Genomic DNA, 25,083 nt, shown 5'->3' with positions numbered 1-25,083 from the left:
AGGAAAATGATGAAGAAAATTAAAGTAATGACAGTTTTTGGAACACGGCCAGAAGCAATCAAAATGGCCCCTTTAATCAAAGTTTTAGAAGAGCAAAGTCAAGGGTTTGACTCTGTAGTAGTTGTAACAGCGCAACATCGCCAAATGTTGGATCAAGTGTTAGAAGATTTTCAAATTACACCGAATCATGATTTAAATATCATGAAAGATGGGCAAACCTTAACAGATATTACAAGTCGTGTTTTGAATTTATTAACTGAGGTTCTTGTGACAGAACAGCCGGATATTGTCTTGGTTCATGGCGATACAACCACGTCATTTGCGGCTGCATTGGCTGCTTTTTATCAACAGATTCCAGTGGGACATGTGGAAGCAGGATTGCGGACCTGGCAAAAATATTCTCCGTTTCCGGAAGAAATGAATCGTCAACTGGTAGACGTGTTAACTGATATTTATTTTGCCCCAACCACTCAAAGTAAGGACAATTTAATCAAAGAAAATCATCCAGAAGAACATATTTATGTGACTGGCAATACAGCGATTGACGCGATGGCGTACACCGTTGATGCCCACTATCAAAATGATTTATTGGAAAAAATCCCTACAGACCAACGCATTGTACTAATCACAATGCATCGTCGTGAAAATTTAGGCCTGCCAATGGCAAATGTGTTTAAAGCTGTTCGTCGACTTGTAATGGAACATCCAGAAATTGAAGTCATTTTCCCTATGCACAAAAATCCCAAAGTCCGTGAAATAGTAGCGGAACACTTAGGTGAATTAGCTCGTGTGCATTTAATTGAACCATTGGATGTCAAAGATTTTCAAAATTTTGCAGCGAAAAGTTCTTTAATTTTAACTGATTCTGGCGGTGTGCAAGAAGAAGCTCCTTCCTTAGGTGTGCCAGTTTTAGTTTTACGAGATACAACGGAACGTCCAGAAGGCGTAGCGGCAGGAACATTGAAATTGGTTGGTACAGACGAACAAGTAGTCTATCAAGAGACGAAAACATTATTGACTGATTCTGATGCTTACCACGCGATGGCGCATGCACAAAATCCGTATGGGGATGGTCAAGCTAGCCGCCGAATCGTTGAAGCCATTGCCTATGAAATGCAGCAATCAGATAAAAAACCAGATACGTTTACAGCAAAATAAATAAAAAGGCAGAGAAGCGCTGAAAAATGTGCTTCTTTTGCGTATCTTATTTTGAAGAATCAATTAGACAAAAAATGCTAGAAAGTAGTGAAGTGAAGATGTATCAAACGATTTTATTTGATTTAGATGGCACAATTACGGATTCTGGTAGCGGCATTATGCGTTCTATTTTATACGCAACAGAACAATTAGGCTGGCCAGCTCCTAGCGAGGAGACGTTACGTTCTTTCATAGGGCCGCCTTTATATGAGTCGTTTTTGCACATGGCGCCTTCAGCTGAAGCAGCGCAACAAGCCGTGGGTCATTATCGAGCGTATTATCAGAGAAAAGGCATGTTTGAAAACCATGTGTATCCAGGGATTCCAGAAGTGTTAACAAGGTTAAAGGAAGCGGGAGCAAAGTTATACATTGCGACTTCCAAGCCAGAAGAATTTGCTAAAAAGATTATTACTCATTTTGATTTAGATCGTTATTTTACAGGCATCTATGGAGCGAGCATGGACGGTCATCGTTCTAAAAAAGCAGATGTGATTCAGTATGCATTAACGGAAGCTCAATTAGACCCAACCAAAGAAGCGATTATCATGGTTGGTGATCGTAATCATGACATTCTTGGTGCTCAACAAAATGGCTTAGATAGTATAGGTGTCTTGTATGGATTTGGTGAAGAAACAGAATTACAAGAGGCGGGAGCGACATTCCTAGTACAATCGCCTAAAGACTTAGGTGATATTTTGCTACAAAATTCTTAATAAAAAATGGATTTTCGATAAATTTAGGAGGATTTTAAGATTTATTATCGTTTCAATAGAAAAGCGCCATCATAGGCTTTAAACGTTGTCAATGATGAATTTTTTATCGGGGAATGACGGTCTTTTTATTAAAAACATTTAATTTTAAAGAGGTTTCATGTATAATAGTTTCAGTCATAAACGATAGAATAGTAAGGAGGGTTAGTTTTGGCTAATGATAACCAAAATAACCAAGATCCCAAATCTTCGCTTAGAGATCAAGTAACTGGGTCTTTAAAAGGTAGAAATGATGGCGATCAACCTGATTCCTCTGAAAAAAATGATAGGTCTCCCCAACCTTCATCTGATGAATCACAAGAAACAGCGAGCCGCACAACACAAACACGTGTAGGTTCTAGAGCTGCTCGAAGACGTGGGAAAGACAAGACAACACAGACAGTCGAAGAGCCAACCCCGATTGAAACAGACGAAAAGCCAACAAATACAAAAAAACAAACACGTAAAAAAGAAGATCGTTTAGTCGGTCGTATCGTGTTAATTGTAGTTTCTGTATTGGTTTTAATGATGGCAATCTTTGGGTTTACTTTTTATAAATATGTAGACGCTGGGCTACAACCACTAGACAAGAACAATAAGAAACTTGTTCAAGTGCATATCCCAGAAGGATCTTCTAATAAGCAAATTGCTGCGGTTTTAGAAGAAAGCAACGTCATTAAAAGCGGAATGGTTTTTAACTACTACGTAAAATTTAAAAACTTAACAGATTTTCAAGCGGGCTATTATCAAATGTCTCCAAGCATGACACTCGATGAAATTGGTGAAATGCTAAAAGAAGGAGGTACGCCAGAACCAACTAAAATCGCAGATGGCAAAGTAACGATTCCTGAAGGCTACGATATAGATAAAATTGGCGAAGCCATTGAAAAAAATACGGATTTCAAGAAAGCAGATTTCATTGCATTAATGAAAAACGAAGACTTCTTCAATCAAATGAAGGCTAAGTATCCTGATTTACTTGAAAGTGCTGCAACCGCAGAAGGTGTTCGTTATCGCTTAGAAGGCTATTTATTCCCGGCAACTTATGATTACTACAAAAAAGCAACACTTCCTGAATTTGTCGAACAAATGATTGCTAAAATGAACACAGTAATGGAACAATATACGCCGACAATTCATGCAAAGAATTTAACCAATCAGCAAGTCTTAACGTTAGCTTCATTGGTTGAAAAAGAAGGAGTCAAAGAAGCAGACCGCAAACAAATTGCGCAAGTATTCTTTAACCGCTTGGCTGCCGATATGCCAATCCAATCAGATATTTCTATTTTGTATGCTCTAGGAGAACACAAAGAAACTGTAACGTATGCTGACTTGGAAGTGGACTCGTCTTATAACTTGTATAAAAATACTGGTTATGGACCAGGACCATTAGATAGCCCAAGTGAGGAGTCAATTAAAGCAGTCTTGAATCCGACACCAAGTGACTATTTATACTTTGTAGCAGATATTTCTACAGGAAAAGTATACTTCTCAAAAACATATGAAGAACATCAAGTATTAGTAGATCAGTATGTCAATAATTCAAGTAGTGAATAAAATGAAAACATAAAAGAGCTTGGTGAATCAATTTTGTATGATTCACCAAGCTTTTAGATACTCAAAAAGTAATCTGTTTAACAGAGGGAAAGCGTAGCAACTAGAAATTTATATAAATAAAATTTAGCAAAATCACAAAAATTCAATAATTATATTTACAATTTAGAAAAAGCGTGGTACTCTTTTGTGGATTGAAAGCGGAATTTTTTTCAATAACCAACCAAGAACTACGTATCGTTAAGCGAAAAAGGAGAATTAACATGGTAGAAAAAGTATATCCAATGACTCTTGAAGGAAAAGAAAAATTAGAACAAGAGCTAGAAGAATTAAAAACAATTAAACGTAAAGAAATCGTAGAGCGTATTAAAATCGCTCGTAGCTTTGGGGATCTTTCAGAGAACTCAGAGTATGAATCAGCTAAAGATGAACAAGCTTTCGTTGAAGGACGTATTACAACGTTAGAAAATATGATTCGTTTTGCAGAAATCATCGATAATGATGGCGTGGACCAAGACGAAGTTTCCATCGGTAAAACAGTTACTTTCCAAGAATTGCCTGATGGAGAAGAAGAGGAATACACAATCGTAGGAAGTGCCGAAGCCGATCCATTTTCTGGTAAAATTTCTAACGATTCACCGATTGCGCAAGCCTTAATTGGTAAACAATTAGGCGACCAAGTGATTATTGCAACACCTGGTGGCGACATGACAGTTAAAATTACAAAAGTTGAAGCAAACTAAATAATTGAGTAGGGCAGGCAGCTTCCAAGGCCTGTCCTTTCGCAATCTAGGACATTTAGGGCTAAAGTCCTATGGTAACCTGAGGCGCAAACCACTATGATTAAATAAAATAAACGAGTAAAATAAATGACAGAGGGAGGAGGCAAATCTATGAATAACCCTTGGCGCTTTTTTATCGTCGCAGAAGCATTACTTTTTATTCTGGCGTTATGGCAAATTGTACATAATCCTGGATTAGCTGTTTTATTGACAATTGGCGTTTTACTTGTGGCCTACGTTTCCAGGAAAGCATCAAAAACACATTTTAACAACTTTCAATTCGTCCTCGGCGTTGTTTTTATTGTCATTGGTGCAATGAACAGCACGGCTGTTTGGTTTATGTTGATTTTTGGCGTACTCTTTATCGGCTTAAAAGGCTTTGAGATTTCAGGCGTGGATATAGCTGAGCGAGCACCTTGGCGTAAAAAACAAATGATTATGGTGGAGACGGCGGCAAAAGAACCTAAAAATGGCAAACGATTTAAACGCCGCTGGTTTGCCAACGAACGCATTGGTAACAATATCTATGAATGGGACGATATCAATATTGATTTAATCTCTGGGGACACCATTATTGATTTAGGTAATACGCTACTACCGAAAGAAGACAATATTATTATTATTCGTAAAGGTTTTGGCCGCACGCGAATTCTAGTACCGTTAGGTGTAGCTATTTTGTTAGAACATTCAACGTTTTACGGAACGGTACGTTTTGAAGAAGAAAAATATCAATTGAAAAACGAATCATTAAAAATTTACAGCAATGATTACGATACCAATCTTCGTCGTTTGAAAATTATGACGAACACTTTAGTAGGAGATGTTGAGGTGATCCGTGTATGACCGATCGGATTTCAAGACGCATGATTTCATTATATGCGTCCCTTAGCACCTTTATTGTTATCTTAATTACATTGTTTTCATATTTTCATTCGATTAAACAAAACCGGTGGCTATTAGAGCTTCTTCAGAGAAAAGTCTTTTATTTACCACTAATTGTGCACATTGTTCTCATATCCTTACTAATAGGCTTATTGACCTTTTTACTGATTTCATTGGTTCAAAAAGGGCAATATGGACGGATTGAAGAAAAACTTCGGTTATTGGCCAATGGTAATTATGAAAGTCCAGTCTTAAACAAACCAACGACCAGTGAAAATCAAGACCATTATCTAACCGAAGTCGAACAAGATATTTGGTCGATTAAAAATAAATTATTAGAGATGTCTAAAGAATTGCAATTATTAAACAGTCGACCGCAATTAATGGATGGGCAAACAAAAGAAGAAATTTTAGAGAACGAGCGGCATCGTTTGGCGCGGGAGTTGCATGATTCAGTCAGTCAACAACTTTTTGCAGCCATGATGATGTTGTCTGCCTTAAATGAACAAGCACAACGAACAGAAACCCCTGAACCATATCGCAAACAACTAGCCATGGTGGCAGAAATCATTAATGCCTCCCAATCGGAAATGCGCGCGTTACTATTGCACTTGCGTCCTATCAGTCTAGAAGGAAAAAGTTTGCGTAAAGGTATTGAACAATTACTGAAAGAACTACAAACAAAAATTAAAATTGAATTGATTTGGGATGTTGAAGATGTTCATTTAAATAGCAGCATTGAGGATCATCTTTTCCGAATTGTGCAGGAATTACTTTCAAATACCTTAAGACATGCCAAAGCAAAGGAATTAGAGGTATACTTACACCAAGTCGATAAAAACGTGCTATTGCGTATTGTTGATGACGGTGTCGGCTTTGATATGAAGGAACAAAGTAATAAAGCCGGTAGTTATGGATTAAATAATATCCGAGAACGTGTTGTCGGCATGGGCGGTACAGTTAAAATTATTAGTTTTAAAGGGCAGGGAACCAGCGTTGAAATTAAAGTTCCTGTCATAAAGGAGGAAACTGCAAGTGATCAAAGTAATGTTAGTGGATGACCATGAAATGGTCCGTTTAGGCGTTTCATCATATTTATCTATTCAAGAGGATATAGAAGTCGTAGGCGAAGCAGAAAACGGTAAGATTGGTTATGAAAAAGCATTGGAACTACGTCCAGATGTTATTTTGATGGATTTGGTAATGGAAGAAATGGATGGCATTGATTCAACCAAAGCGATCTTGAAAGATTGGCCAGAAGCCAAGATTATTATTGTGACGAGTTTTATTGATGATGAAAAAGTGTATCCGGCGATTGAAGCTGGTGCAGCGGGCTACCTATTAAAAACATCAACAGCACATGAGATTGCTGATGCAATTCGGGCGACTTATCGCGGAGAGCGTGTGTTGGAACCTGAAGTGACGCATAAGATGATGGAACGGTTAACAAAAAAACAAGAGCCGGTGTTGCACGAAGATTTGACAAACCGGGAACACGAAATTTTAATGTTGATTGCACAAGGTAAAAGTAATCAGGAAATAGCTGATGAACTCTTTATCACTTTGAAAACAGTTAAAACACATGTTTCAAACATTTTAGCAAAACTAGATGTGGATGATCGGACCCAAGCGGCGATTTATGCTTTTCAACATGGTTTAGCCAAATAAATATCAGATAAATCCATAAATAAATTCTAGGAAATCCTTCTAGGAATTTATTTATGGATTTGTTATACTAATTTTAACGAACAGACAGGAGCGGTCAGAAGAAATGAAACAAAATTTTGCAATTATTGGTTTAGGACGTTTTGGCGGCAGCATATGCCAAACTTTGGTGGAAGCTGGTCAAGAAGTTTTGGCCATTGACAGCAGTGAAGACCGTGTCAATGAATATATGAATATTGCAACGCATGCAGTGGTGGCTAACGCCCAAGATGAAATGACGTTGCGTTCTTTAGGGATTCGGAATTTTGATCACGTAGTGGTGGCAATTGGTGAAGATATTCAAGCGAGTATTTTAGTAACATTAATGGTTAAAGAGATGGGGGTTCCCAATGTCTTAGCCAAAGCAGTCAATGAATATCATGCCCGTGTCTTAGATAAAATTGGGGCAGACATGGTCGTTCACCCAGAGCGGGATATGGGCATTCGAATTGCTCACAAACTTGTTTCACGCAATATTTTAGATTATATTGAATTATCTAGCGAATTTTCATTAGCTGAGGTTCGGGTCACCAATCCTAAATTTTACAATAAAACCTTAGCAGAATTAAATTTCCGTCAGCGATTTGGTTTAACTGTGGTAGCGATCCGCCGCTCGAAAACAGAAGTAATTGCTTCGCCAGATGCTTCTGAAATTGTTCGAGAAAACGACAATTTATTAGTTATCGGTGATACCGCAGACGTTGATTTATTAGATGAAAAAATGAATGGCTAAGCACTTTATTCTCTAAAAGCACTGCGCTGTGCTACAATAAATGGCGACAGAGATGTGAAGGAGGAACAAAGAATGAAATTAGAAGTGACACCGAAAGCCCAACAATGGTTTAAAGAAGAAACCGGGGTTCAGCCTGAGACAGGCATTCGTTTTTTCGGAAAAATTTACGGAAAAACACCTGTTCATGATGGTTTTTCCATTGCGATGTCTGTAGAAGCGCCAGATGAGCCAATGATTAAAGAGAACCTAGATGGGATTACCTATTTTATTGAAGAAACAGATGATTGGTTCTTTAAAGGGTATGATTTGATTGTTGATTATGATGAAAAGAATGATGAACCGCGTTATCAATTTGAAGCAAACCAAGAAGATTTAACAAAATAATTTTAGTGCTAAACAAAAGAGGCTGAAGTAGTGCGTAGGACTATTTCTGTTGCTTTCGTTTAACCGCTAGTCAGCCTGAGAAAAAATCGTTTTGGATTTTTTCTCAGGTTCTTTCTATTTAAGTTATTTTTAGTTGGATATCGTTATTTAATAAGGCTATTATATGGTATAATGATAATTAACTGAAGTGTGGAGGAAATAAAATGTTATCAATTGTTGTCCCTTGTTATAATGAGGAAGCAGCGATTCCGCTGTTTTTTGAAGAAGTAGAAAAAATTAGCCAGCAACTGTCTCATTCAGTAGAATATATATTTGTGAATGATGGCTCAAAAGATAATACGTTAGCTGTTTTAAGACAGCTTTATCGCGAACATCCAGAGAAGGTCCGTTATCTTTCTTTTTCACGAAATTTTGGGAAAGAAGCGGGCTTATACGCTGGTTTAAAAGAAGCAACAGGTGACTTAGTGACAGTCATGGACGTTGATTTACAAGACCCGCCTGAGTTATTACCTCAAATGATTGAGATGATTGAAACCAGTACAGATTTAGATTGTGTTGGCACACGACGCATAACAAGAGACGGCGAACCGCCCATTCGTAGCTTTTTTGCTCGGATGTTCTATAAACTCATTAATCGAATTGCTGAGACAGAAATGGTGGATGGTGCCCGTGACTTTCGTGTTATGACCCGACAAATGGTCGATGCGATTTTAGAGTTATCTGAGTATAATCGTTTTTCAAAAGGGATCTTTAGCTGGGTCGGCTTTAAAACAGAATATATTGAATTTAAAAATCGAGAACGAATTGCTGGAGAAACCTCTTGGTCTTTCTGGAGTCTATTAAGTTATTCAATTGACGGGATTGTCAATTTTTCAGAGACACCATTGAATATTGCTTCATACGTTGGCGCCTTTTCGTGTATTGGTTCTGCACTAGCAATGTTAGTGATTATCTTTCGAACATTAGTTAATGGTGATCCAACAAGCGGCTGGCCTTCAATGGTTTGTATTGTACTTTTTGTAGGTGGTTTGCAACTATTATGTTTAGGAATTATTGGCAAATATATCGGCAAAATTTTCTTAGAAACGAAAAAAAGACCAATTTATATTGTAAAGGAATCAGAAAAAGATTCTAAAAAATAACCAAAAAAGCAGAGAAAAATTCTCTGCTTTTTTGTTATGCGTTAAAAAAAGTGTAAACAGGCTTTTCAGAAAAACAACATTTTTTACATAAAAAATACATTAACTTTACCTATTTTTATCTTAATGAAACAGCTTTGCTCTCGCGGTTGTAAGAAATAAATGTTAAAATCAAAAGGTATGCTATTAAATGTTTTTTTGGAGGTTGGGTCATGATAGAAGTTATCGACTTGAAAAAAGTATTCGATAATGGGTTTGAAGCGTTAAAATCGGTCAATTTTACGATTGAGCAAGGGGACTTGGTTTGTTTGTTAGGACCAAGTGGGTGTGGGAAATCCACAATTTTAAACTTAATTGCAGGTTTATTACATCCAAGTGATGGAGATATTCAGTTTCGACAGCAATCGGTTGTCAAAACAGCACCAAAAGATCGGAACATCGGGTTCGTTTTTCAAAACTATGCCTTATATCCACATATGACTGTTCTAGAAAACGTAATGTTTCCTTTGACGGTAGGAAGTAAGAAAGTTCCCAAGGCAGAGGCACAAGCTATTGCCGAAGAATATATGAAACTAACGAATATTGAAGAGTTAAGCCATAAAAAGCCAGGCACACTTTCTGGTGGTCAACAACAGCGTGTTGCGATTACCCGGGCGTTAGTTCAAAAACCAGATGTTTTATTATTAGATGAGCCTTTAAGTAACTTGGATGCACGTTTGCGTTTGAAAATTCGTGAAGAAATCCGCCGCTTGGTGAAAGAAGTAGGCATTACAACAATCTTTGTAACGCACGACCAAGAGGAAGCGCTATCAATCAGTGATAAAATTATTTTATTAAACGAAGGGGTTATTCAACAAAATGATGAACCTCAAAACCTTTACTTAGAACCAAATAACTTATTTGTTGCTCAGTTCATAGGTAACCCAATTATTAATTTATTGTCTGTTGAAGTGAAAGACGGCAAAATGTACCATGAAAGTTTTGAAATTCCGCTTGAGCGTTTTGAGCAAGCACGCTTTAAAATGCCAATGACTGATGGGAAATATACGTTTGCTTCTCGTCCAGAAGATGTGGTACCAGCTGAAACAGGTCTCTTTACCACAACGACAGATTTAGTGGAATTGATTGGTCGAGAACGTATTTTACGATTTACATTAGGAAATGAACAAGTGAAATCAATTGTAAGTGTAGAAGAAGCGATTGAAGAAGGAGACACTTTATCTTTTGATTTTTCATATAAAAAAGTATTTATCTTTAACGAAGCGGGAGACCGGGTTTACTAATGAAAAAATACAATCCAGAAAATCAACCAAAAGCATGGCTCTTCCTTCTGCCATCATTAGGAATCATTTTACTGTTTAGCGTTTATCCACTGTTTCGTTCTTTGTGGATGAGTTTCCAAAAAGGTTCCTTAATTAACCAACGCTACGCTGGTTTAGAAAATTATCAACGTGTATTGAATGATCCAATCTTCTATAAAGCGTTAAAAAATACAGCGCTCTATGCATTTGCTGTGGTACCGATTGCCTTGATAATTTCCCTAGCAATTGCTTGGATTATCTTTGAAAAAGTTAAACATAAGAGTTTCTTTGAAACGATTTTCTTTATGCCTTATGTAACGAGTACGATTGCCATTGGGATTGTCTTCCGTTACTTCTTTAATGGCGATTATGGAATTGTCAATTACGTCTTAGGCTTTTTCGGCATTCCTTCTGTCAACTGGCTAGATAATGTTCAAATGAGTATGCCAACATTGATTATTTTTGGGGTTTGGACGAGTTTAGCATTTAATATTATTATTTTGTTGGCTGGACTGAGAAATATTGATGAAGAACACTTTAAAATAGCGAAAATGTTTGGCGCCTCAGACGGCGAAATTTTCCGACGTATTACGTTTCCGCAGCTAGTCCCGACCATTGCCTTTTTATTAACGGTCAATTTAATTGGCGCCTTTAAAGTTTATACACAAGTTTATGCTTTATTCGGTGGTCGTGCGGGGATTGCCAATAGTGCCACAACCGCAGTGTACTATATTTATGACAAATTCCACATTGCAGGACGTCCCGGAATTGCGATGGCCGCCACAGTGATTTTATTTGTGATTATTTTAGTGGTCACTTTCTTACAAAATAAACTCTTAAAGAAAGTGGGGCAATAAGCCAATGAAAAAAGTTTTAACGATTATCGCATTTGTTTTCTTAGGCATTTTAGCCGTTATTACGTTATTTCCGTTTGTCTATATGATTTTAGCTGGTTTAATGAGTTACTCTGAAGCGACCAGCATGCCGCCAACCATGTTTCCGAAACAACCACAATGGCAAAACTACACAGAGGTCTTTCAAAAAGCACCCTTTCTTCGGTATTTCTTGAACACAGTCTTTGTTTCAGGCGTTACAACGATTGCTACGGTAGTCACCGCCGTGTTAGCTTCATTCGCGTTAACGAGTTTGAAGTTCCGTTTTAAAAATGTGGTCATTGCTTTGATGATTTCGTTGTTAATGGTTCCGTATGAATCTATTATTTTTACCAATTATCAAACGATTGCGCAATTAGGTTTGTTAAATACTTACAGCGCCTTAATTATTCCATTTTTAACTAGTATTTTTTATATTTACTATTTAAACGGGTATTTAAAAGGTATTCCTGATACTTTTTATAAGGCTGCCAAGATTGATGGCGCTAGTGATTTAGAATACATTTGGCGTATTTTAGTACCAATGTCAAAACCAGCGTTGGTAACAGTAGGGATTTTAACATTTATTTCTAGTTGGAATTCTTTCTTGTGGCCATTGTTGGTGACGAACGAGAAAAAATACCGTCTATTGAATAATGGACTATCGGCCTTTGCGACAGAGAGCGGTAGTGACGTACATTTACAAATGGCTGCTGCAACATTAACCGTTATTCCAATTTTAATTATTTACTTGATTTTCAGAAAAGAAATTATCAGAGGAGTTGCAAAAAATGGAATCAAAGGCTAAAACAACTGTGACTTTTCACAGTGGCATTTTAACAATTGGAGGAACCGTGATTGAAGTGGCGTATAAAGATGCCCACATCTTCTTTGATTTTGGTACAGAATTTCGACCAGAATTAGATTTGCCTGATGATCACATTGAAACCTTAATTAATAATCGTTTAGTGCCAGAATTAAAAGACTTATATGATCCACGTTTAGGTTATGAATATCATGGTGCAGAAGACAAAGAGTATCAACACACCGCTGTTTTCTTATCTCATGCCCATTTAGATCATTCGCGCATGATTAATTATTTAGACCCAGCTGTTCCGTTGTACACATTAAAAGAAACGAAAATGATTCTAAATAGTTTAAATCGCAAAGGTGATTTTTTGATTCCATCACCGTTTGAAGAAAAGAATTTTACCCGAGAAATGATTGGTCTTAATAAAAACGATGTGATTAAAGTTGGCGAAATTTCAGTGGAAATCGTACCTGTTGATCATGATGCGTACGGTGCTTCGGCATTACTGATTCGCACGCCTGACCATTTCATCACATACACAGGTGATTTGCGCTTACATGGCCATAATCGTGAAGAGACTTTAGCTTTTTGTGAAAAAGCCAAACATACTGAATTATTAATGATGGAAGGCGTAAGCATTAGCTTCCCAGAACGTGAACCAGATCCAGCCCAAATAGCGGTTGTCAGTGAAGAAGATCTTGTTCAGCACTTGGTTCGTTTAGAACTAGAAAACCCGAATCGACAAATTACCTTTAATGGTTATCCAGCAAACGTGGAACGTTTTGCTAAGATTATTGAAAAGTCACCACGTACAGTCGTTTTAGAAGCAAATATGGCTGCGTTGTTACTTGAAGTATTTGGAATAGAAGTTCGTTATTATTATGCTGAATCTGGTAAAATACCAGAATTGAATCCAGCGTTAGAAATCCCGTATGACACGTTACTAAAGGACAAAACAGACTATTTGTGGCAAGTTGTGAACCAGTTTGACAACCTCCAAGAAGGTAGTTTATACATTCACAGTGATGCACAACCGTTAGGGGACTTTGATCCACAGTATCGCGTGTTTTTAGATTTGTTGGCTAAAAAAGACATTACTTTTGTCCGCTTAGCTTGTTCAGGACATGCAATTCCAGAAGATCTGGATAAAATTATTGCATTGATTGAACCTCAAGTATTGGTTCCAATCCATACGTTAAAACCAGAAAAACTGGAAAACCCGTATGGTGAAAGAATATTGCCAGAACGTGGCGAGCAAATTGTTTTATAAATTTTTTTAAGGGAGAGAAAAAAATGAAGTTCAAAACTCTAGCAACAACAGTGTTAGCAACCGCAGCTATTTTCGCATTGGGGGCTTGTGGTAACGGTAATGGGGCCAAAGAATCAAACGATATTGTGAAAGAAGTGAAGGAAGATACGACAATCACTTTCTGGCATGCAATGAATGGGGTTCAAGAAGAAGCGTTAACAAAATTAACGAAAGACTTCATGAAAGAAAATCCAAAAATTAAAGTGGAATTACAAAATCAATCTGCTTACCCTGATTTACAAGCCAAAATCAATTCGACTTTAACTTCACCAAAAGATTTACCAACAATTACGCAAGCGTACCCAGGCTGGTTATGGAATGCTGCACAAGATGAAATGTTAGTGGACTTAAAACCATATATGGATGATGACACAATCGGCTGGAAAGATGCAGAACCAATTCGTGAGGTATTGTTAGATGGCGCCAAAATCGACGGCAAACAATACGGCATTCCATTTAATAAATCGACAGAAATGTTATTCTATAATGCTGATTTGTTGAAAGAATATGGTGTTGAAGTACCGAAAACATTAGAGGAATTAAAAGAAGCTTCTAAAACAATTTACGAAAAATCCAACAAAGAAGTCGTTGGTGCTGGTTTTGACTCGTTAAATAACTATTACGCAATTGGAATGAAAAACAAAGGCGTTGATTTTAATAAAGACTTAGATTTAACAAGCAAAGATTCACAAGAAGTCGTGGACTATTACCGTGATGGTATCGAAGCAGGTTACTTCCGCACAGCTGGTTCAGATAAATATTTATCTGGCCCATTTGCAAACAAAAAGGTAGCGATGTTTGTCGGTAGTATTGCTGGTGCTGGTTTTGTTCAAAAAGATGCTGAAGCTGGTGGCTATGAATATGGTGTTGCACCACGTCCTGAAAAAATCAACTTACAACAAGGAACAGATATTTATATGTTCGATAGTGCTACGCCAGAACAACGGACAGCGGCATTTGAATTCATGAAATTCTTAGCAACGCCTGATTCACAATTGTACTGGGCACAACAAACAGGTTATATGCCAATTCTAGAATCTGTTTTACACAGTGATGAGTACAAAAATTCTAAGACAACCAAAGTACCTGCACAACTTGAAAACGCAGTAAAAGATTTATTCGCTATCCCAGTAGAAGAAAATGCTGATTCAGCCTATAATGAAATGCGGACAATTATGGAAAGTATTTTTGCTTCATCAAATAAAGACACGAAAAAATTATTGAAAGATGCAACGTCACAATTTGAACAAGCATGGAACCAATAATCAATAAATAAACAGACGTGGGAGGTTGGGATCTGAGTCGTTATGGCTCGTGTTCTAACCTTCCTGTTCTTTTGGGCGGAAGAAGGAGAGAAACAAAATGCAAATAAAAATTTTAGCAACAAGTGATATGCATGGGTATATTATGCCAACAAGTTATAGTGAAAAAAAGATGGATTTGCCTTTTGGAACCGCAAAAGCAGCAACCATGCTGAAAAAGTTACGTGCGTCTGCCAAAGGACCAGTTTTTCAAATTGAAAATGGGGATTTTATTCAAGGTTCGCCGCTTAGTTACTACGTAAGAAAAGCAGAAACACATTCAGTGGCTGCCATCACTAACATCATTAATCAAATGAATTATGATGTTAGCATTTTAGGCAACCATGAATTTAATTACGGTTTAGATTATTTAAAGGAAACGATTGCCAGTTATCAACAGCCAGTTTTAGCTGCCAATATTCTTGGGAAAGATGGACAACCTTATTTCGGTCAGCCGTATGTCATCATAGAAAAACAAGGGGTTAAAGTAGCCATCCTTGGCGTGACGACTCAATATATTCCTCATTGGGAACAGCCGGCAACAGTCAAAGATTTAACGTTTAAAAGTGTCGTTGAAACAGCGGCAGAATACGTGCCAAAATTACGGGAAGAAGCGGATCTAGTTGTTGTTGCTTACCATGGCGGTTTTGAAAAAGATTTAGAAACAGGGGAACCCACGGAATTACTAACAGGAGAAAATGAAGGCTACGATTTATTGGAAAAAGTTCCTGGGATTGATGCCTTAGTCACTGGTCACCAACATCGAGAAATTGCTACAAAACTGAATGGAATACCTGTGATTCAACCAGGTTTTAGAGGAGCTTTCGTTGGAGAAATTACTTTAGAAATTGAACCTATGGCTAAAGGCTATCGCGTTATTGGAAGTGACGCAGCTATTCATCCTGTTGGGAACGAACAACCAGATACAGAAGTTTTAGCTTTGACAACAGCGTTACATGACGAGGTAGAAGAGTGGCTTGACCAACCAGTGGGAAATGTGGAAGGGGATATGACGATTCAAAATCCGAATGCCGTACGCCTAAAAGAACATCCATATATAGAATTTATTAATAACGTCCAAATGGCTTCAAGCGGAACGGATATTTCAGGGACTGCACTTTTTAACAATGAAGGCAAAGGGTTTAATAACCAAATTACGATGCGCGATATCATTACCAACTATATTTATCCAAATACCTTGGCTGTATTGCGTGTCACTGGACAAGATCTCCGTGAAGCGTTAGAACAAAGCGCTACTTATTTTGTGTTAGAAAAAGGCCAACCAATTTTTAACCCGAAATATGTCGATCCAAAACCACAATACTATAATTATGATATGTATGAAGGTATTGAGTATACGCTGGATTTAAGACAACCGTTTGGTGAAAGAGTGACGAAACTTAATTATCATGGCAAAGCAGTGCAAGCAGAAGATGTTTTGGAAATCGTGACAAATCAATACCGAGCAGTCGGTGGCGGAAACTATCAAATGTTCCAACCTGAAAAAATTATTCGAGAAATCCAAATTGATATGACGGAACTGATTGCAGAATATTTAAAAAAACATCCAATCATTCAAGCGTCGACAAATGATAACTTCAAGGTTATCTGGTAAAAATAGCAAAAAAAGCCTTCAACCATGCAATTACTTGAAAGATGGTTGAAGGCCTTTTTTGAGTTAATAGCCTTTTTTTAAGGAAACTTGGTTTTTGACGAGGGTCTGATCCGTCACAAATTGATTTAAGTTTGGAATAAAAATCGCCAGTAATTTTGATTTGAACTTCGGTGTCATGCCAGAAATATGAGGTGTTAATAAAACATTCTGCATCTCCCATAAAGGGCTATCTTCGGGAAGAGGTTCTTCTTCAAAGACATCTAAGGCAGCAAAAGCAATGGTTTTATTGTTTAAGGCAGTTATCAAATCGTTCGTTGCTACTGAGGCGCCTCGACCAACATTTACGAAAATTGTTTCAGGAGCCATTTTTTCAAAAAGTGCCTGATTGTATAAATGTTTTGTTGTTTCAGTCAAAGGAAGAATGTTCACAACAATGGACATTTCATGGATAATTTTACTCATATTCTTCTGTGAATAGCATTCAATGAAGCCTTCCGTCACATGTCCAGAGGTATTCACGCCATAAACTTGAAGATTTAAACCTTTAGCAAATTTAGCTAATTGTTGTCCGATTTGCCCGGTGCCTACGATTAACATTTTTTGCCCAGAAAGTTGTTGATAGGAAGGGGCTGTTTGATTCCATGTGTGTTGCATTTGTTGTTGGATACTTTCTTGCAGTCCGCGGGTATGTGCTAATAAAACGCCTAAAACATGTTCTGAGATAGAAACACTATGGATTCCGCTACCATTAGACAACAGAATGCCTTTTTCTCTTAATTTATCAAAATCCATATAATCAGCACCAGCAGAAATGAGCTGAATCCATTTTAGGTGACTAGTCTCAGAGGCTAATAAACGCGGACCAATTTCTTTATGCCAGCCTAACATAATTTCGATTGCCTCTTCTTCAGCAGAGGATAAATGATCGGTAGATGTTTTAACTAGATAATTGGGTGCCACAGCTTTCACTTGTTCCAGTTGTTCTTCGTTGAATACTTCATTTAAATAAATAATTGGTTGGTTCATCTTTCTTCCTCCTAGCACTTTTTATTGTATCAAAAATAAATTTAAAAGAGAAAAAGAAAGGCTTTTCAGTAAAGCAGAAAGCCAAGGACAAAAATCCGATTTAGATTTTTGTCCTTGGCTTAAAAACTGCTAAAGTCCAGTGCTAACCTTATTTAGGTACACCGTTTTCAAATAAACTTGTACTATGAACTGGCTGACGTCGAGCATCGGGCCGTAAGTAATGTAAAGCATTATTTACGGCAGTAGGTGCCTCACCAAATCCTGTAGCGATTAATTTCACTTTTCCCTCATAGGAACAGATATCCCCTACAGCGTATACACCAGGAATGTTAGTTGACATATCGGAATGAACATTAATAGCATTTCTAGAAACGTCTAATCCCCATTCTTTGAGGTGTGTTAAAGAAGAAGTGAAGCCATAATTGATAATTAAATCATCCAGAGGGAGATCCATTGTTTGGTCACCTTTTGTCTCCGTTAATTGGATGCCTGTGAACGTTTCGTTTTCCTTTAAAATATCACTAATGATATAAGGAGTTCTGATAGAAACACTAGATTTTTCCAGTTGTTCCACGCTATGTTCATGGCCGCGAAATTGTGGGCGACGATGGATAATAGATACTTCTTCTGCAACGTTTTCTAGCATTAAAGCCCAGTCAATTGCGGAATCGCCGCCACCAGCAATCGCAACTTTTTTGCCAGCGAATTTTTTCATGTCAGTCACATAATAATGGATTGACTCACCTTCAAAGGCTTCAACATTTTCGATAGCTAAACGTCGAGGTTGGAAAGCACCGTTACCAATCGCAAAGATAACCGTTTTAGAATAATGTGTGCCTTTAGTTGTGTCTAAGCGCAGAAGTCCATCTGCTTCCTGTGCAAGGTGTGTGACCTCTTCTTCCAAACAAACATCGTGCTGAAATGGCTGCATCTGTTTTTCCAAATTGGCAATTAACTCACCGGCTTTAATAGCAGGGAATCCAGGAATATCATAAATATATTTTTCGGGATACAGCATTGTTAGCTGACCACCTAATTGCGGCAGGCTATCAATGATTTTCGTTTTCGCTTTACGAATTCCCGCATAAAAAGCAGCAAATAATCCAACAGGACCGCCGCCGATAATCGTTAAATCATAAATATCTTTTTCATCAGACATTTGAAAATTCCTCCTAATTCATTTAGGGTTGAGACAACTATTGATCGTTTTGCGAACACTTCACAAAATAGCACGGCTTTTCGAAAAAAGCAAGTTTGGCTAACGAATCAAAGCATTCTTTAATCATTGGAAAAAGATCATAGCAATTTTCAGCATTTTTCGATATGATGGAACTATAAAATAATTATCTAGGAGGACATTCTCATGTCACAATTTCCACAATTAGATTTAGAAAATGCTAAAGGCCCAAAAGCGGTCATTAAAACAAACCGAGGCGACATCACTGTTCAATTATTCCCAGAACAAGCGCCTAAAACGGTTAAAAATTTTGTTGAATTAGCGAAAAAGGGCTACTATGATGGCGTTATTTTCCATCGTGTGATTCCTGATTTTATGATTCAAGGCGGTGACCCAACCGGAACAGGAATGGGCGGCGAAAGTATTTATGGAGAAGCATTTGAGGATGAATTTTCTCGGGATGTTTTCAATTTGCGCGGCGCATTGTCAATGGCAAATGCTGGTCCTAACACAAATGGCAGCCAATTCTTTGTTGTTACTAATCAAAATGTTCCAGCTCAAATGATGAGTCAGTTAGAAGATGCTGGTTTTCCAGAAGAAATTATTGAAGCTTACAAACAAGGCGGAACACCTTGGTTAGACTTCCGTCATACTGTTTTTGGTCATGTTGTTGATGGTATGGATGTAGTGGATGAAATTGGTGGAGTCCAACGGGATGCCCAAGACCGTCCAACATTTGACGTCGTCATGGACACAGTTGAAATCATTGGTGAATAAGTTTAACCAATTGAAAAAGAGAGTACCAACGAGGGACAAATTCGTTGGTACTCTTTATTTTTTTCTTAAAACGACTAACTTTTTTTTAAAAGCATCCAAATCGCTTCTTTTAATGAAGTCTTTATAGGATACTGAGTGAAAGAATAGAAGGAGAGGAACCAAATTTGTTAGAAAAATACAGATATCCAATGGCCTTGGCTTTGTTTGCAGTAATACTCCCATTTATAGGAACGTTTTTTACGTATGTAGATCAGCAAGGAATCGTTCATGAACCAGGATTTTATACAATCATAATTGGAGAAATTTTACTTCTATTTTCAGGTATCTGGTTCGTCAGAGTTTATTTAGCTAAACGCAAAAGAAAGAATTAAAAACAGCTGTCCTAAAAACTAGGACAGCTGTTTTTAATTAAAGGCTTTTTTGATACGTAAAAGGCCTTCTTCGAGAGTTTCTTTTGAACAAGCTAAGTTTAAACGCATGTGTTGAGAACCTTGGGGACCGAAACTAATTCCTGGATTTAGAACCACTTTCCCCTTATGAATTAAGGTATCGCGAAGTTCTCGATCCGTTAGTGAATAAGAACTAAAGTCTAACCATAAAAGATAGGTTCCTTCAGGCTCCATTACACGAACGCTAGGCAGCTCTTCACGGAAAAAGGAAAGGGCAAAATCAATATTTTCTTTTAAATAATCAAGTAACGCCGTTAGCCATTCTTCCCCTGTTTGATAGGCAGCTGCCGTTCCAACGTAGCCAAAAGTATTGATACCGCCTTGATGATTTTTGTCTTGTAAAGATACGAAAGATTGCCGTAGTTTTTCATTAGGAATGAACAGCATTGAATTTTTAATCCCCGCTAAATTAAAGGTTTTCGTTGCCGCGGTTAAGGTAACAGTGAATTCCTTAAATGCTTCATAAGCGACAGTGAAGGAAGTGAAGGTATGCGGTTTGAAAATCAAATCCTGATGAATTTCATCGCTAACCACAGTTACTTGGTGTTTTTGGCATAAACGGCCAATTGCTAGCAATTCTTCTTTTGTCCAAACACGTCCACCAGGATTATGGGGATTACAAAAAAGTAACAGTTTCACATTTTCTTCGATTATCTGTTGTTCCATTTTAACCAAATCAACTTCATAATGTCCGTTAACTTCTAGTAAAGAATGGCGCACAAGTCTACGCTCATTTTGTTTTACCACATCTGCAAAAGGGGGGTAGACTGGATCACAAATCATGACAGAATCAGCAGGTGCTGTATACGCTTGAACGGCTGTGGCCAAACTGGGTACCACGCCACTATTAAACAAAATTTCTTCTTTTTCAACAATCAATTGATGGTGTTGCCGTTGCCAATCTTGAATTGCTTGATACAGTTCATTAGGTGCAACTGCATATCCTAGAATGCCCTGTTCAATAACTTGTGACAAGGCATCAAGAATAGGCTGATGTACTTTGAAATCCATATCAGCAACCCATAAAGGTAGTAAATCTTTTTCGTGGTAACTCGTTTCAACGGTGTCCCATTTAACACAATTCGTGTGGCGACGATCAATGGTTTCATTAAAATTAAACATAAGATAACTCCTTTTCTTCTATATAAAGTCTTACTTCCTATAGTATAGTAGATTTTGCTTAAAAGATGAAACAATTGTTTTAACAACTAGGGAAGAAATAATGCACAAACGTTGAAAAAATGCTATTATTTTAAATGAGTAGAAACGGAAAAAGAAATTTATCGTATGAAAAGAGGAAATTTGATGAAGTACAAAATTGGTATGGTACTTTCTGGCACAATTACCGGACTTCAACCATATGGCGCATTTGTTTCTTTAGACGAAGAAACACAAGGACTGATTCATGTTTCGGAAGTACAAGCTGGCTTTACTAAAAATATCCATGGACTCTTAACCGTTGGACAAAAAGTAACCGTTCAAGTTATTGATGTTGATGAATATTCTCAAAAGATTAGCTTATCTTTACGGACCCTTGAAGACAAAGTTCATTCAGTAAACCATCGACGCAAAAAATATTTTACGGATAAGAATAAAAAAATTGGCTTTGCAACCTTAGACAAAGAACTTCCAGAATGGATTGATGAAGCAATGGATAAGTTGCTTGAAAAATAATTCTGTATTTTTTCAGAAAGTGTGTTACAATTTCTTTTGTTAGTGAATCTAAAAATTAATTGAGGTGGATGTCGTGTCTAACAAAAAAGTCGCTGGAACAATCATACTGAACTTAAACGATGGTAGTAAAAAATTTTTGATGCATCCAATAGGTGAAGCGATTGAGTTTGCGATGGCAAAAGTTTCTGATGAGATGACGGGTTTAGCTAGTATGCTACAATGGTTCAAAGAAGAGGTTCAATTGGACGTTACTTCAATTAGCTTAGTAGAATTAACTAACGCGCATATCAATAAAGAAAATGTTCCGCTGTTTGTCTTCGAGATGGATGAACAAGCACTTAAAAATGAAATGGATAAAGACTATACATGGGTAGCACCTGCAGAATTAAAAACGATTTGGTCAAAATATCATATTGAAGGTGTCCCAATGTTTTAAACAAAAAAGAAAGAATCTGTCGATAATCGAACAGATTCTTTCTTTTTTTATGTTGTACGTAAAAAAGTTAATCGAACTATTTCAAATATATGATTCAAATTGTTCGATTTTTAGTAAGGAATTAAACTGTTTTGATAGACAATTAGGATTTAAAAAGTTTAAAAACGAAATAATTGAAAAGAATGAAAACAGATTGAAAACTTCTTTTAATTTTTTTGAAAAAAAGTGTTGACCAAACATCAAAATCTTGATATATTATTACATGTCGCAAGGCGAGTCACACAGCTGAGCGATTCAGAAATCAATAATTAAATAACAATTCTTGATTTCAAATCTCTCGAAAAAAGTTTGAAAAAACAACAAAAAAGTTGTTGACAAATAACAAACGAGATGATAAGATATAGAAGTTGTCACAACAGACAACAACGACCGAGCAAAACAACTTAAAAAAACTTTTTCAAAAAAGTTCTTGACATTCAAACGAAAGCTTGTTATGATATAAAAGTTGCTGCGAGGTAACGTAGACCTTTGAAAACTGAACAAAGAATAGACGAACCAAATGTGTAGGGCGTCTTGATTCAATTCAAGACAACAAACATTTTTAACAAGCAAGCAATATGCTAGCAAACAAATTGAGCTTAACAATCGCAAGATTGTTCTAACTTTTATTATGAGAGTTTGATCCTGGCTCAGGACGAACGCTGGCGGCGTGCCTAATACATGCAAGTCGAACGCTTCTTTCCTCCCGAGTGCTTGCACTCAATTGGAAAGAGGAGTGGCGGACGGGTGAGTAACACGTGGGTAACCTACCCATCAGAGGGGGATAACACTTGGAAACAGGTGCTAATACCGCATAACAGTTTATGCCGCATGGCATAAGAGTGAAAGGCGCTTTCGGGTGTCGCTGATGGATGGACCCGCGGTGCATTAGCTAGTTGGTGAGGTAACGGCTCACCAAGGCCACGATGCATAGCCGACCTGAGAGGGTGATCGGCCACACTGGGACTGAGACACGGCCCAGACTCCTACGGGAGGCAGCAGTAGGGAATCTTCGGCAATGGACGAAAGTCTGACCGAGCAACGCCGCGTGAGTGAAGAAGGTTTTCGGATCGTAAAACTCTGTTGTTAGAGAAGAACAAGGACGTTAGTAACTGAACGTCCCCTGACGGTATCTAACCAGAAAGCCACGGCTAACTACGTGCCAGCAGCCGCGGTAATACGTAGGTGGCAAGCGTTGTCCGGATTTATTGGGCGTAAAGCGAGCGCAGGCGGTTTCTTAAGTCTGATGTGAAAGCCCCCGGCTCAACCGGGGAGGGTCATTGGAAACTGGGAGACTTGAGTGCAGAAGAGGAGAGTGGAATTCCATGTGTAGCGGTGAAATGCGTAGATATATGGAGGAACACCAGTGGCGAAGGCGGCTCTCTGGTCTGTAACTGACGCTGAGGCTCGAAAGCGTGGGGAGCAAACAGGATTAGATACCCTGGTAGTCCACGCCGTAAACGATGAGTGCTAAGTGTTGGAGGGTTTCCGCCCTTCAGTGCTGCAGCAAACGCATTAAGCACTCCGCCTGGGGAGTACGACCGCAAGGTTGAAACTCAAAGGAATTGACGGGGGCCCGCACAAGCGGTGGAGCATGTGGTTTAATTCGAAGCAACGCGAAGAACCTTACCAGGTCTTGACATCCTTTGACCACTCTAGAGATAGAGCTTTCCCTTCGGGGACAAAGTGACAGGTGGTGCATGGTTGTCGTCAGCTCGTGTCGTGAGATGTTGGGTTAAGTCCCGCAACGAGCGCAACCCTTATTGTTAGTTGCCATCATTTAGTTGGGCACTCTAGCGAGACTGCCGGTGACAAACCGGAGGAAGGTGGGGATGACGTCAAATCATCATGCCCCTTATGACCTGGGCTACACACGTGCTACAATGGGAAGTACAACGAGTCGCTAGACCGCGAGGTCATGCAAATCTCTTAAAGCTTCTCTCAGTTCGGATTGCAGGCTGCAACTCGCCTGCATGAAGCCGGAATCGCTAGTAATCGCGGATCAGCACGCCGCGGTGAATACGTTCCCGGGCCTTGTACACACCGCCCGTCACACCACGAGAGTTTGTAACACCCGAAGTCGGTGAGGTAACCTTTTTGGAGCCAGCCGCCTAAGGTGGGATAGATGATTGGGGTGAAGTCGTAACAAGGTAGCCGTATCGGAAGGTGCGGCTGGATCACCTCCTTTCTAAGGAATATTACGGAAATACACATTTTGTCTTTACTTTGTTCAGTTTTGAGAGGTCTACTCTCAATCAAATAAGTTCGGGGCCTTAGCTCAGCTGGGAGAGCGCCTGCTTTGCACGCAGGAGGTCAGCGGTTCGATCCCGCTAGGCTCCATTGATAGCTTTTGCTATCAGATTCGTTCATTGAAAACTGGATATTGAAGTAAAAAGAATCAAAACAAACCGAGAACACCGCGTTGAATGAGTTTTTTAATAAGTTCAATTGCTTATTTATTGATTAACCTTCTATCGCTAGAAGAAGTGATCAAGACCCAACCGTAAGGTTGATAAGGTTAAGTGAATAAGGGCGCACGGTGGATGCCTTGGCACTAGGAGCCGATGAAGGACGGGACTAACACCGATATGCTTTGGGGAGCTGTAAGTAAGCTATGATCCAGAGATTTCCGAATGGGGGAACCCAATATCTTTTATAGGATATTACTTTTCAGTGAATACATAGCTGATTAGAGGTAGACGCAGAGAACTGAAACATCTTAGTACCTGCAGGAAGAGAAAGAAAATTCGATTCCCTGAGTAGCGGCGAGCGAAACGGGAAGAGCCCAAACCAACAAGCTTGCTTGTTGGGGTTGTAGGACTCCAATATGGTAGTCTGTTAGTATAGTTGAAGGATTTGGAAAATTCCGCTAAAGAGGGTGAAAGCCCCGTAGACGAAATGCTAACAACACCTAGGAGGATCCTGAGTACGGCGGAACACGAGAAATTCCGTCGGAATCCGCGGGGACCATCCCGCAAGGCTAAATACTCCCTAGTGACCGATAGTGAACCAGTACCGTGAGGGAAAGGTGAAAAGCACCCCGGAAGGGGAGTGAAATAGATCCTGAAACCGTGTGCCTACAACAAGTCAAAGCTCGTTAATGAGTGATGGCGTGCCTTTTGTAGAATGAACCGGCGAGTTACGATTGCATGCGAGGTTAAGTCGAAGAGAC

At 38.4% G+C, this 25,083-nt stretch carries 24 protein-coding genes, 1 tRNA gene and 2 rRNA genes (1 of these 27 cut by a window edge); 24 read left to right on the top strand and 3 right to left on the bottom strand.

From position 1 onward, the window contains the following. Positions 1–6 precede the first annotated feature (6 nt). From wecB to IGJ03_RS10675, 16 genes are all read left to right on the top strand, one after another. Positions 7–1,158 (top strand): non-hydrolyzing UDP-N-acetylglucosamine 2-epimerase, encoded by a 1,152-nt coding sequence (gene wecB, locus IGJ03_RS10750; protein ID WP_375804887.1) that lies wholly within the window; start codon positions 7–9, stop codon positions 1,156–1,158. A gap of 74 nt (positions 1,159–1,232) precedes the next feature. Further along, positions 1,233–1,910, top strand: a complete 678-nt coding sequence (locus IGJ03_RS10745; protein WP_025189584.1) for an HAD family hydrolase — start codon at positions 1,233–1,235, stop codon at positions 1,908–1,910. Positions 1,911–2,117: 207 nt separating this feature from the next. Next, complete coding sequence (gene mltG / locus IGJ03_RS10740) at positions 2,118–3,503, top strand: endolytic transglycosylase MltG (RefSeq protein WP_173961952.1); 1,386 nt, start codon at positions 2,118–2,120, stop codon at positions 3,501–3,503. Between the two features lie 260 nt (positions 3,504–3,763). Beyond that, positions 3,764–4,243, top strand: coding sequence for a transcription elongation factor GreA (gene greA / locus IGJ03_RS10735; RefSeq protein WP_002355133.1), 480 nt, complete (start codon positions 3,764–3,766; stop codon positions 4,241–4,243). A 150-nt stretch (positions 4,244–4,393) separates the two neighbouring features. Then, entirely contained in the window at positions 4,394–5,125 is a 732-nt protein-coding gene (gene liaF, locus IGJ03_RS10730) for a cell wall-active antibiotics response protein LiaF (RefSeq protein ID WP_002381168.1), read from the top strand. Beyond that, on the top strand, positions 5,122–6,225 hold the full coding sequence (locus IGJ03_RS10725) for a sensor histidine kinase (RefSeq protein WP_002365182.1): 1,104 nt from the start codon (positions 5,122–5,124) through the stop codon (positions 6,223–6,225). Before liaF ends, IGJ03_RS10725 begins: the two co-directional genes overlap by 4 nt. After that, the gene (locus IGJ03_RS10720; RefSeq protein ID WP_002355137.1) at positions 6,200–6,832 is read left to right on the top strand and encodes a response regulator; all 633 of its coding nucleotides are present in this window, start codon (positions 6,200–6,202) and stop codon (positions 6,830–6,832) included. The genes IGJ03_RS10725 and IGJ03_RS10720 overlap by 26 nt, the downstream gene beginning before the upstream one ends. 103 nt (positions 6,833–6,935) lie before the next feature. Further along, on the top strand, positions 6,936–7,601 hold the full coding sequence (locus IGJ03_RS10715; RefSeq protein WP_002355139.1) for a potassium channel family protein: 666 nt from the start codon (positions 6,936–6,938) through the stop codon (positions 7,599–7,601). A 54-nt stretch (positions 7,602–7,655) separates the two neighbouring features. After that, positions 7,656–7,985, top strand: coding sequence for a HesB/YadR/YfhF family protein (locus IGJ03_RS10710; protein WP_002355140.1), 330 nt, complete (start codon positions 7,656–7,658; stop codon positions 7,983–7,985). A gap of 203 nt (positions 7,986–8,188) precedes the next feature. Next, entirely contained in the window at positions 8,189–9,127 is a 939-nt protein-coding gene (locus tag IGJ03_RS10705) for a glycosyltransferase family 2 protein (protein WP_002373102.1), read from the top strand. Positions 9,128–9,336: 209 nt separating this feature from the next. Beyond that, positions 9,337–10,407: an ABC transporter ATP-binding protein gene (locus IGJ03_RS10700; RefSeq protein ID WP_002359170.1), complete on the top strand. Its 1,071-nt coding sequence runs from the start codon at positions 9,337–9,339 to the stop codon at positions 10,405–10,407. Beyond that, positions 10,407–11,282, top strand: a complete 876-nt coding sequence (locus IGJ03_RS10695) for a carbohydrate ABC transporter permease (protein ID WP_002355143.1) — start codon at positions 10,407–10,409, stop codon at positions 11,280–11,282. Before IGJ03_RS10700 ends, IGJ03_RS10695 begins: the two co-directional genes overlap by 1 nt. A gap of 4 nt (positions 11,283–11,286) precedes the next feature. Further along, positions 11,287–12,105, top strand: coding sequence for a carbohydrate ABC transporter permease (locus IGJ03_RS10690; RefSeq protein ID WP_002355144.1), 819 nt, complete (start codon positions 11,287–11,289; stop codon positions 12,103–12,105). After that, positions 12,089–13,378 (top strand): MBL fold metallo-hydrolase, encoded by a 1,290-nt coding sequence (locus IGJ03_RS10685; protein WP_002359171.1) that lies wholly within the window; start codon positions 12,089–12,091, stop codon positions 13,376–13,378. The genes IGJ03_RS10690 and IGJ03_RS10685 overlap by 17 nt, the downstream gene beginning before the upstream one ends. 23 nt (positions 13,379–13,401) lie before the next feature. After that, positions 13,402–14,682: an extracellular solute-binding protein gene (locus IGJ03_RS10680; protein ID WP_002359172.1), complete on the top strand. Its 1,281-nt coding sequence runs from the start codon at positions 13,402–13,404 to the stop codon at positions 14,680–14,682. 97 nt (positions 14,683–14,779) lie between these two features. Continuing rightward, positions 14,780–16,333 (top strand): bifunctional metallophosphatase/5'-nucleotidase, encoded by a 1,554-nt coding sequence (locus IGJ03_RS10675; protein ID WP_429861449.1) that lies wholly within the window; start codon positions 14,780–14,782, stop codon positions 16,331–16,333. Between the two features lie 63 nt (positions 16,334–16,396). On the opposite strand, the gene IGJ03_RS10670 is transcribed toward IGJ03_RS10675, so the two are convergent. Beyond that, positions 16,397–17,359, bottom strand: a complete 963-nt coding sequence (locus tag IGJ03_RS10670; protein ID WP_002380857.1) for a phosphoglycerate dehydrogenase — start codon at positions 17,357–17,359, stop codon at positions 16,397–16,399. A gap of 148 nt (positions 17,360–17,507) precedes the next feature. Then, a complete protein-coding gene (locus IGJ03_RS10665; protein ID WP_375804885.1) occupies positions 17,508–18,518 on the bottom strand; it encodes an NAD(P)/FAD-dependent oxidoreductase in 1,011 nt (336 codons plus the stop codon). Positions 18,519–18,722: 204 nt separating this feature from the next. Between IGJ03_RS10665 and IGJ03_RS10660 the strand changes: the two genes are divergently transcribed. Together IGJ03_RS10660 and IGJ03_RS10655 are read left to right on the top strand one after the other, a co-directional pair. Beyond that, positions 18,723–19,313 (top strand): peptidylprolyl isomerase, encoded by a 591-nt coding sequence (locus IGJ03_RS10660; protein WP_002355150.1) that lies wholly within the window; start codon positions 18,723–18,725, stop codon positions 19,311–19,313. 164 nt (positions 19,314–19,477) lie between these two features. Further along, positions 19,478–19,684 carry a DUF3955 domain-containing protein gene (locus tag IGJ03_RS10655; protein ID WP_002355151.1) on the top strand — a complete coding sequence of 69 codons (207 nt, stop codon included), beginning with the start codon at positions 19,478–19,480 and terminating at the stop codon, positions 19,682–19,684. A gap of 33 nt (positions 19,685–19,717) precedes the next feature. Here the strand turns inward: IGJ03_RS10655 and IGJ03_RS10650 are convergent, their stop codons facing one another. Then, positions 19,718–20,884 (bottom strand): MalY/PatB family protein, encoded by a 1,167-nt coding sequence (locus IGJ03_RS10650; protein ID WP_375804884.1) that lies wholly within the window; start codon positions 20,882–20,884, stop codon positions 19,718–19,720. A 183-nt stretch (positions 20,885–21,067) separates the two neighbouring features. Here IGJ03_RS10650 and IGJ03_RS10645 point away from each other — a divergent pair, with 183 nt between their 5' ends. The 6 genes from IGJ03_RS10645 to IGJ03_RS10620 form a co-directional block, all read left to right on the top strand. After that, positions 21,068–21,436, top strand: a complete 369-nt coding sequence (locus tag IGJ03_RS10645; protein WP_002365178.1) for a CvfD/Ygs/GSP13 family RNA-binding post-transcriptional regulator — start codon at positions 21,068–21,070, stop codon at positions 21,434–21,436. Between the two features lie 64 nt (positions 21,437–21,500). Continuing rightward, positions 21,501–21,872, top strand: coding sequence for a hypothetical protein (locus IGJ03_RS10640; protein ID WP_002385270.1), 372 nt, complete (start codon positions 21,501–21,503; stop codon positions 21,870–21,872). Continuing rightward, a complete protein-coding gene (locus IGJ03_RS10635) occupies positions 21,856–22,104 on the top strand; it encodes a hypothetical protein (protein ID WP_002392518.1) in 249 nt (82 codons plus the stop codon). The genes IGJ03_RS10640 and IGJ03_RS10635 overlap by 17 nt, the downstream gene beginning before the upstream one ends. Positions 22,105–22,538: 434 nt before the next feature. Then, positions 22,539–24,099: ribosomal RNA gene (locus IGJ03_RS10630) — 16S ribosomal RNA — on the top strand. A 79-nt stretch (positions 24,100–24,178) separates the two neighbouring features. Further along, a tRNA-Ala gene (locus tag IGJ03_RS10625) sits at positions 24,179–24,251 on the top strand. 176 nt (positions 24,252–24,427) lie between these two features. Next, positions 24,428–25,083 (top strand): 23S ribosomal RNA (locus tag IGJ03_RS10620) (it continues 2,257 nt past the right edge of the window). Together the 16S and 23S rRNA genes with 1 tRNA gene alongside form the textbook arrangement of a ribosomal RNA operon.

The sequence above is a fragment of the Enterococcus sp. DIV1315a genome (assembly GCF_051712325.1).
Lineage (GTDB): Bacteria > Bacillota > Bacilli > Lactobacillales > Enterococcaceae > Enterococcus > Enterococcus faecalis.
The sequence above is the reverse complement of the archived record's forward strand: the minus strand, read 5'-3'. Positions and strand labels throughout refer to the sequence as shown.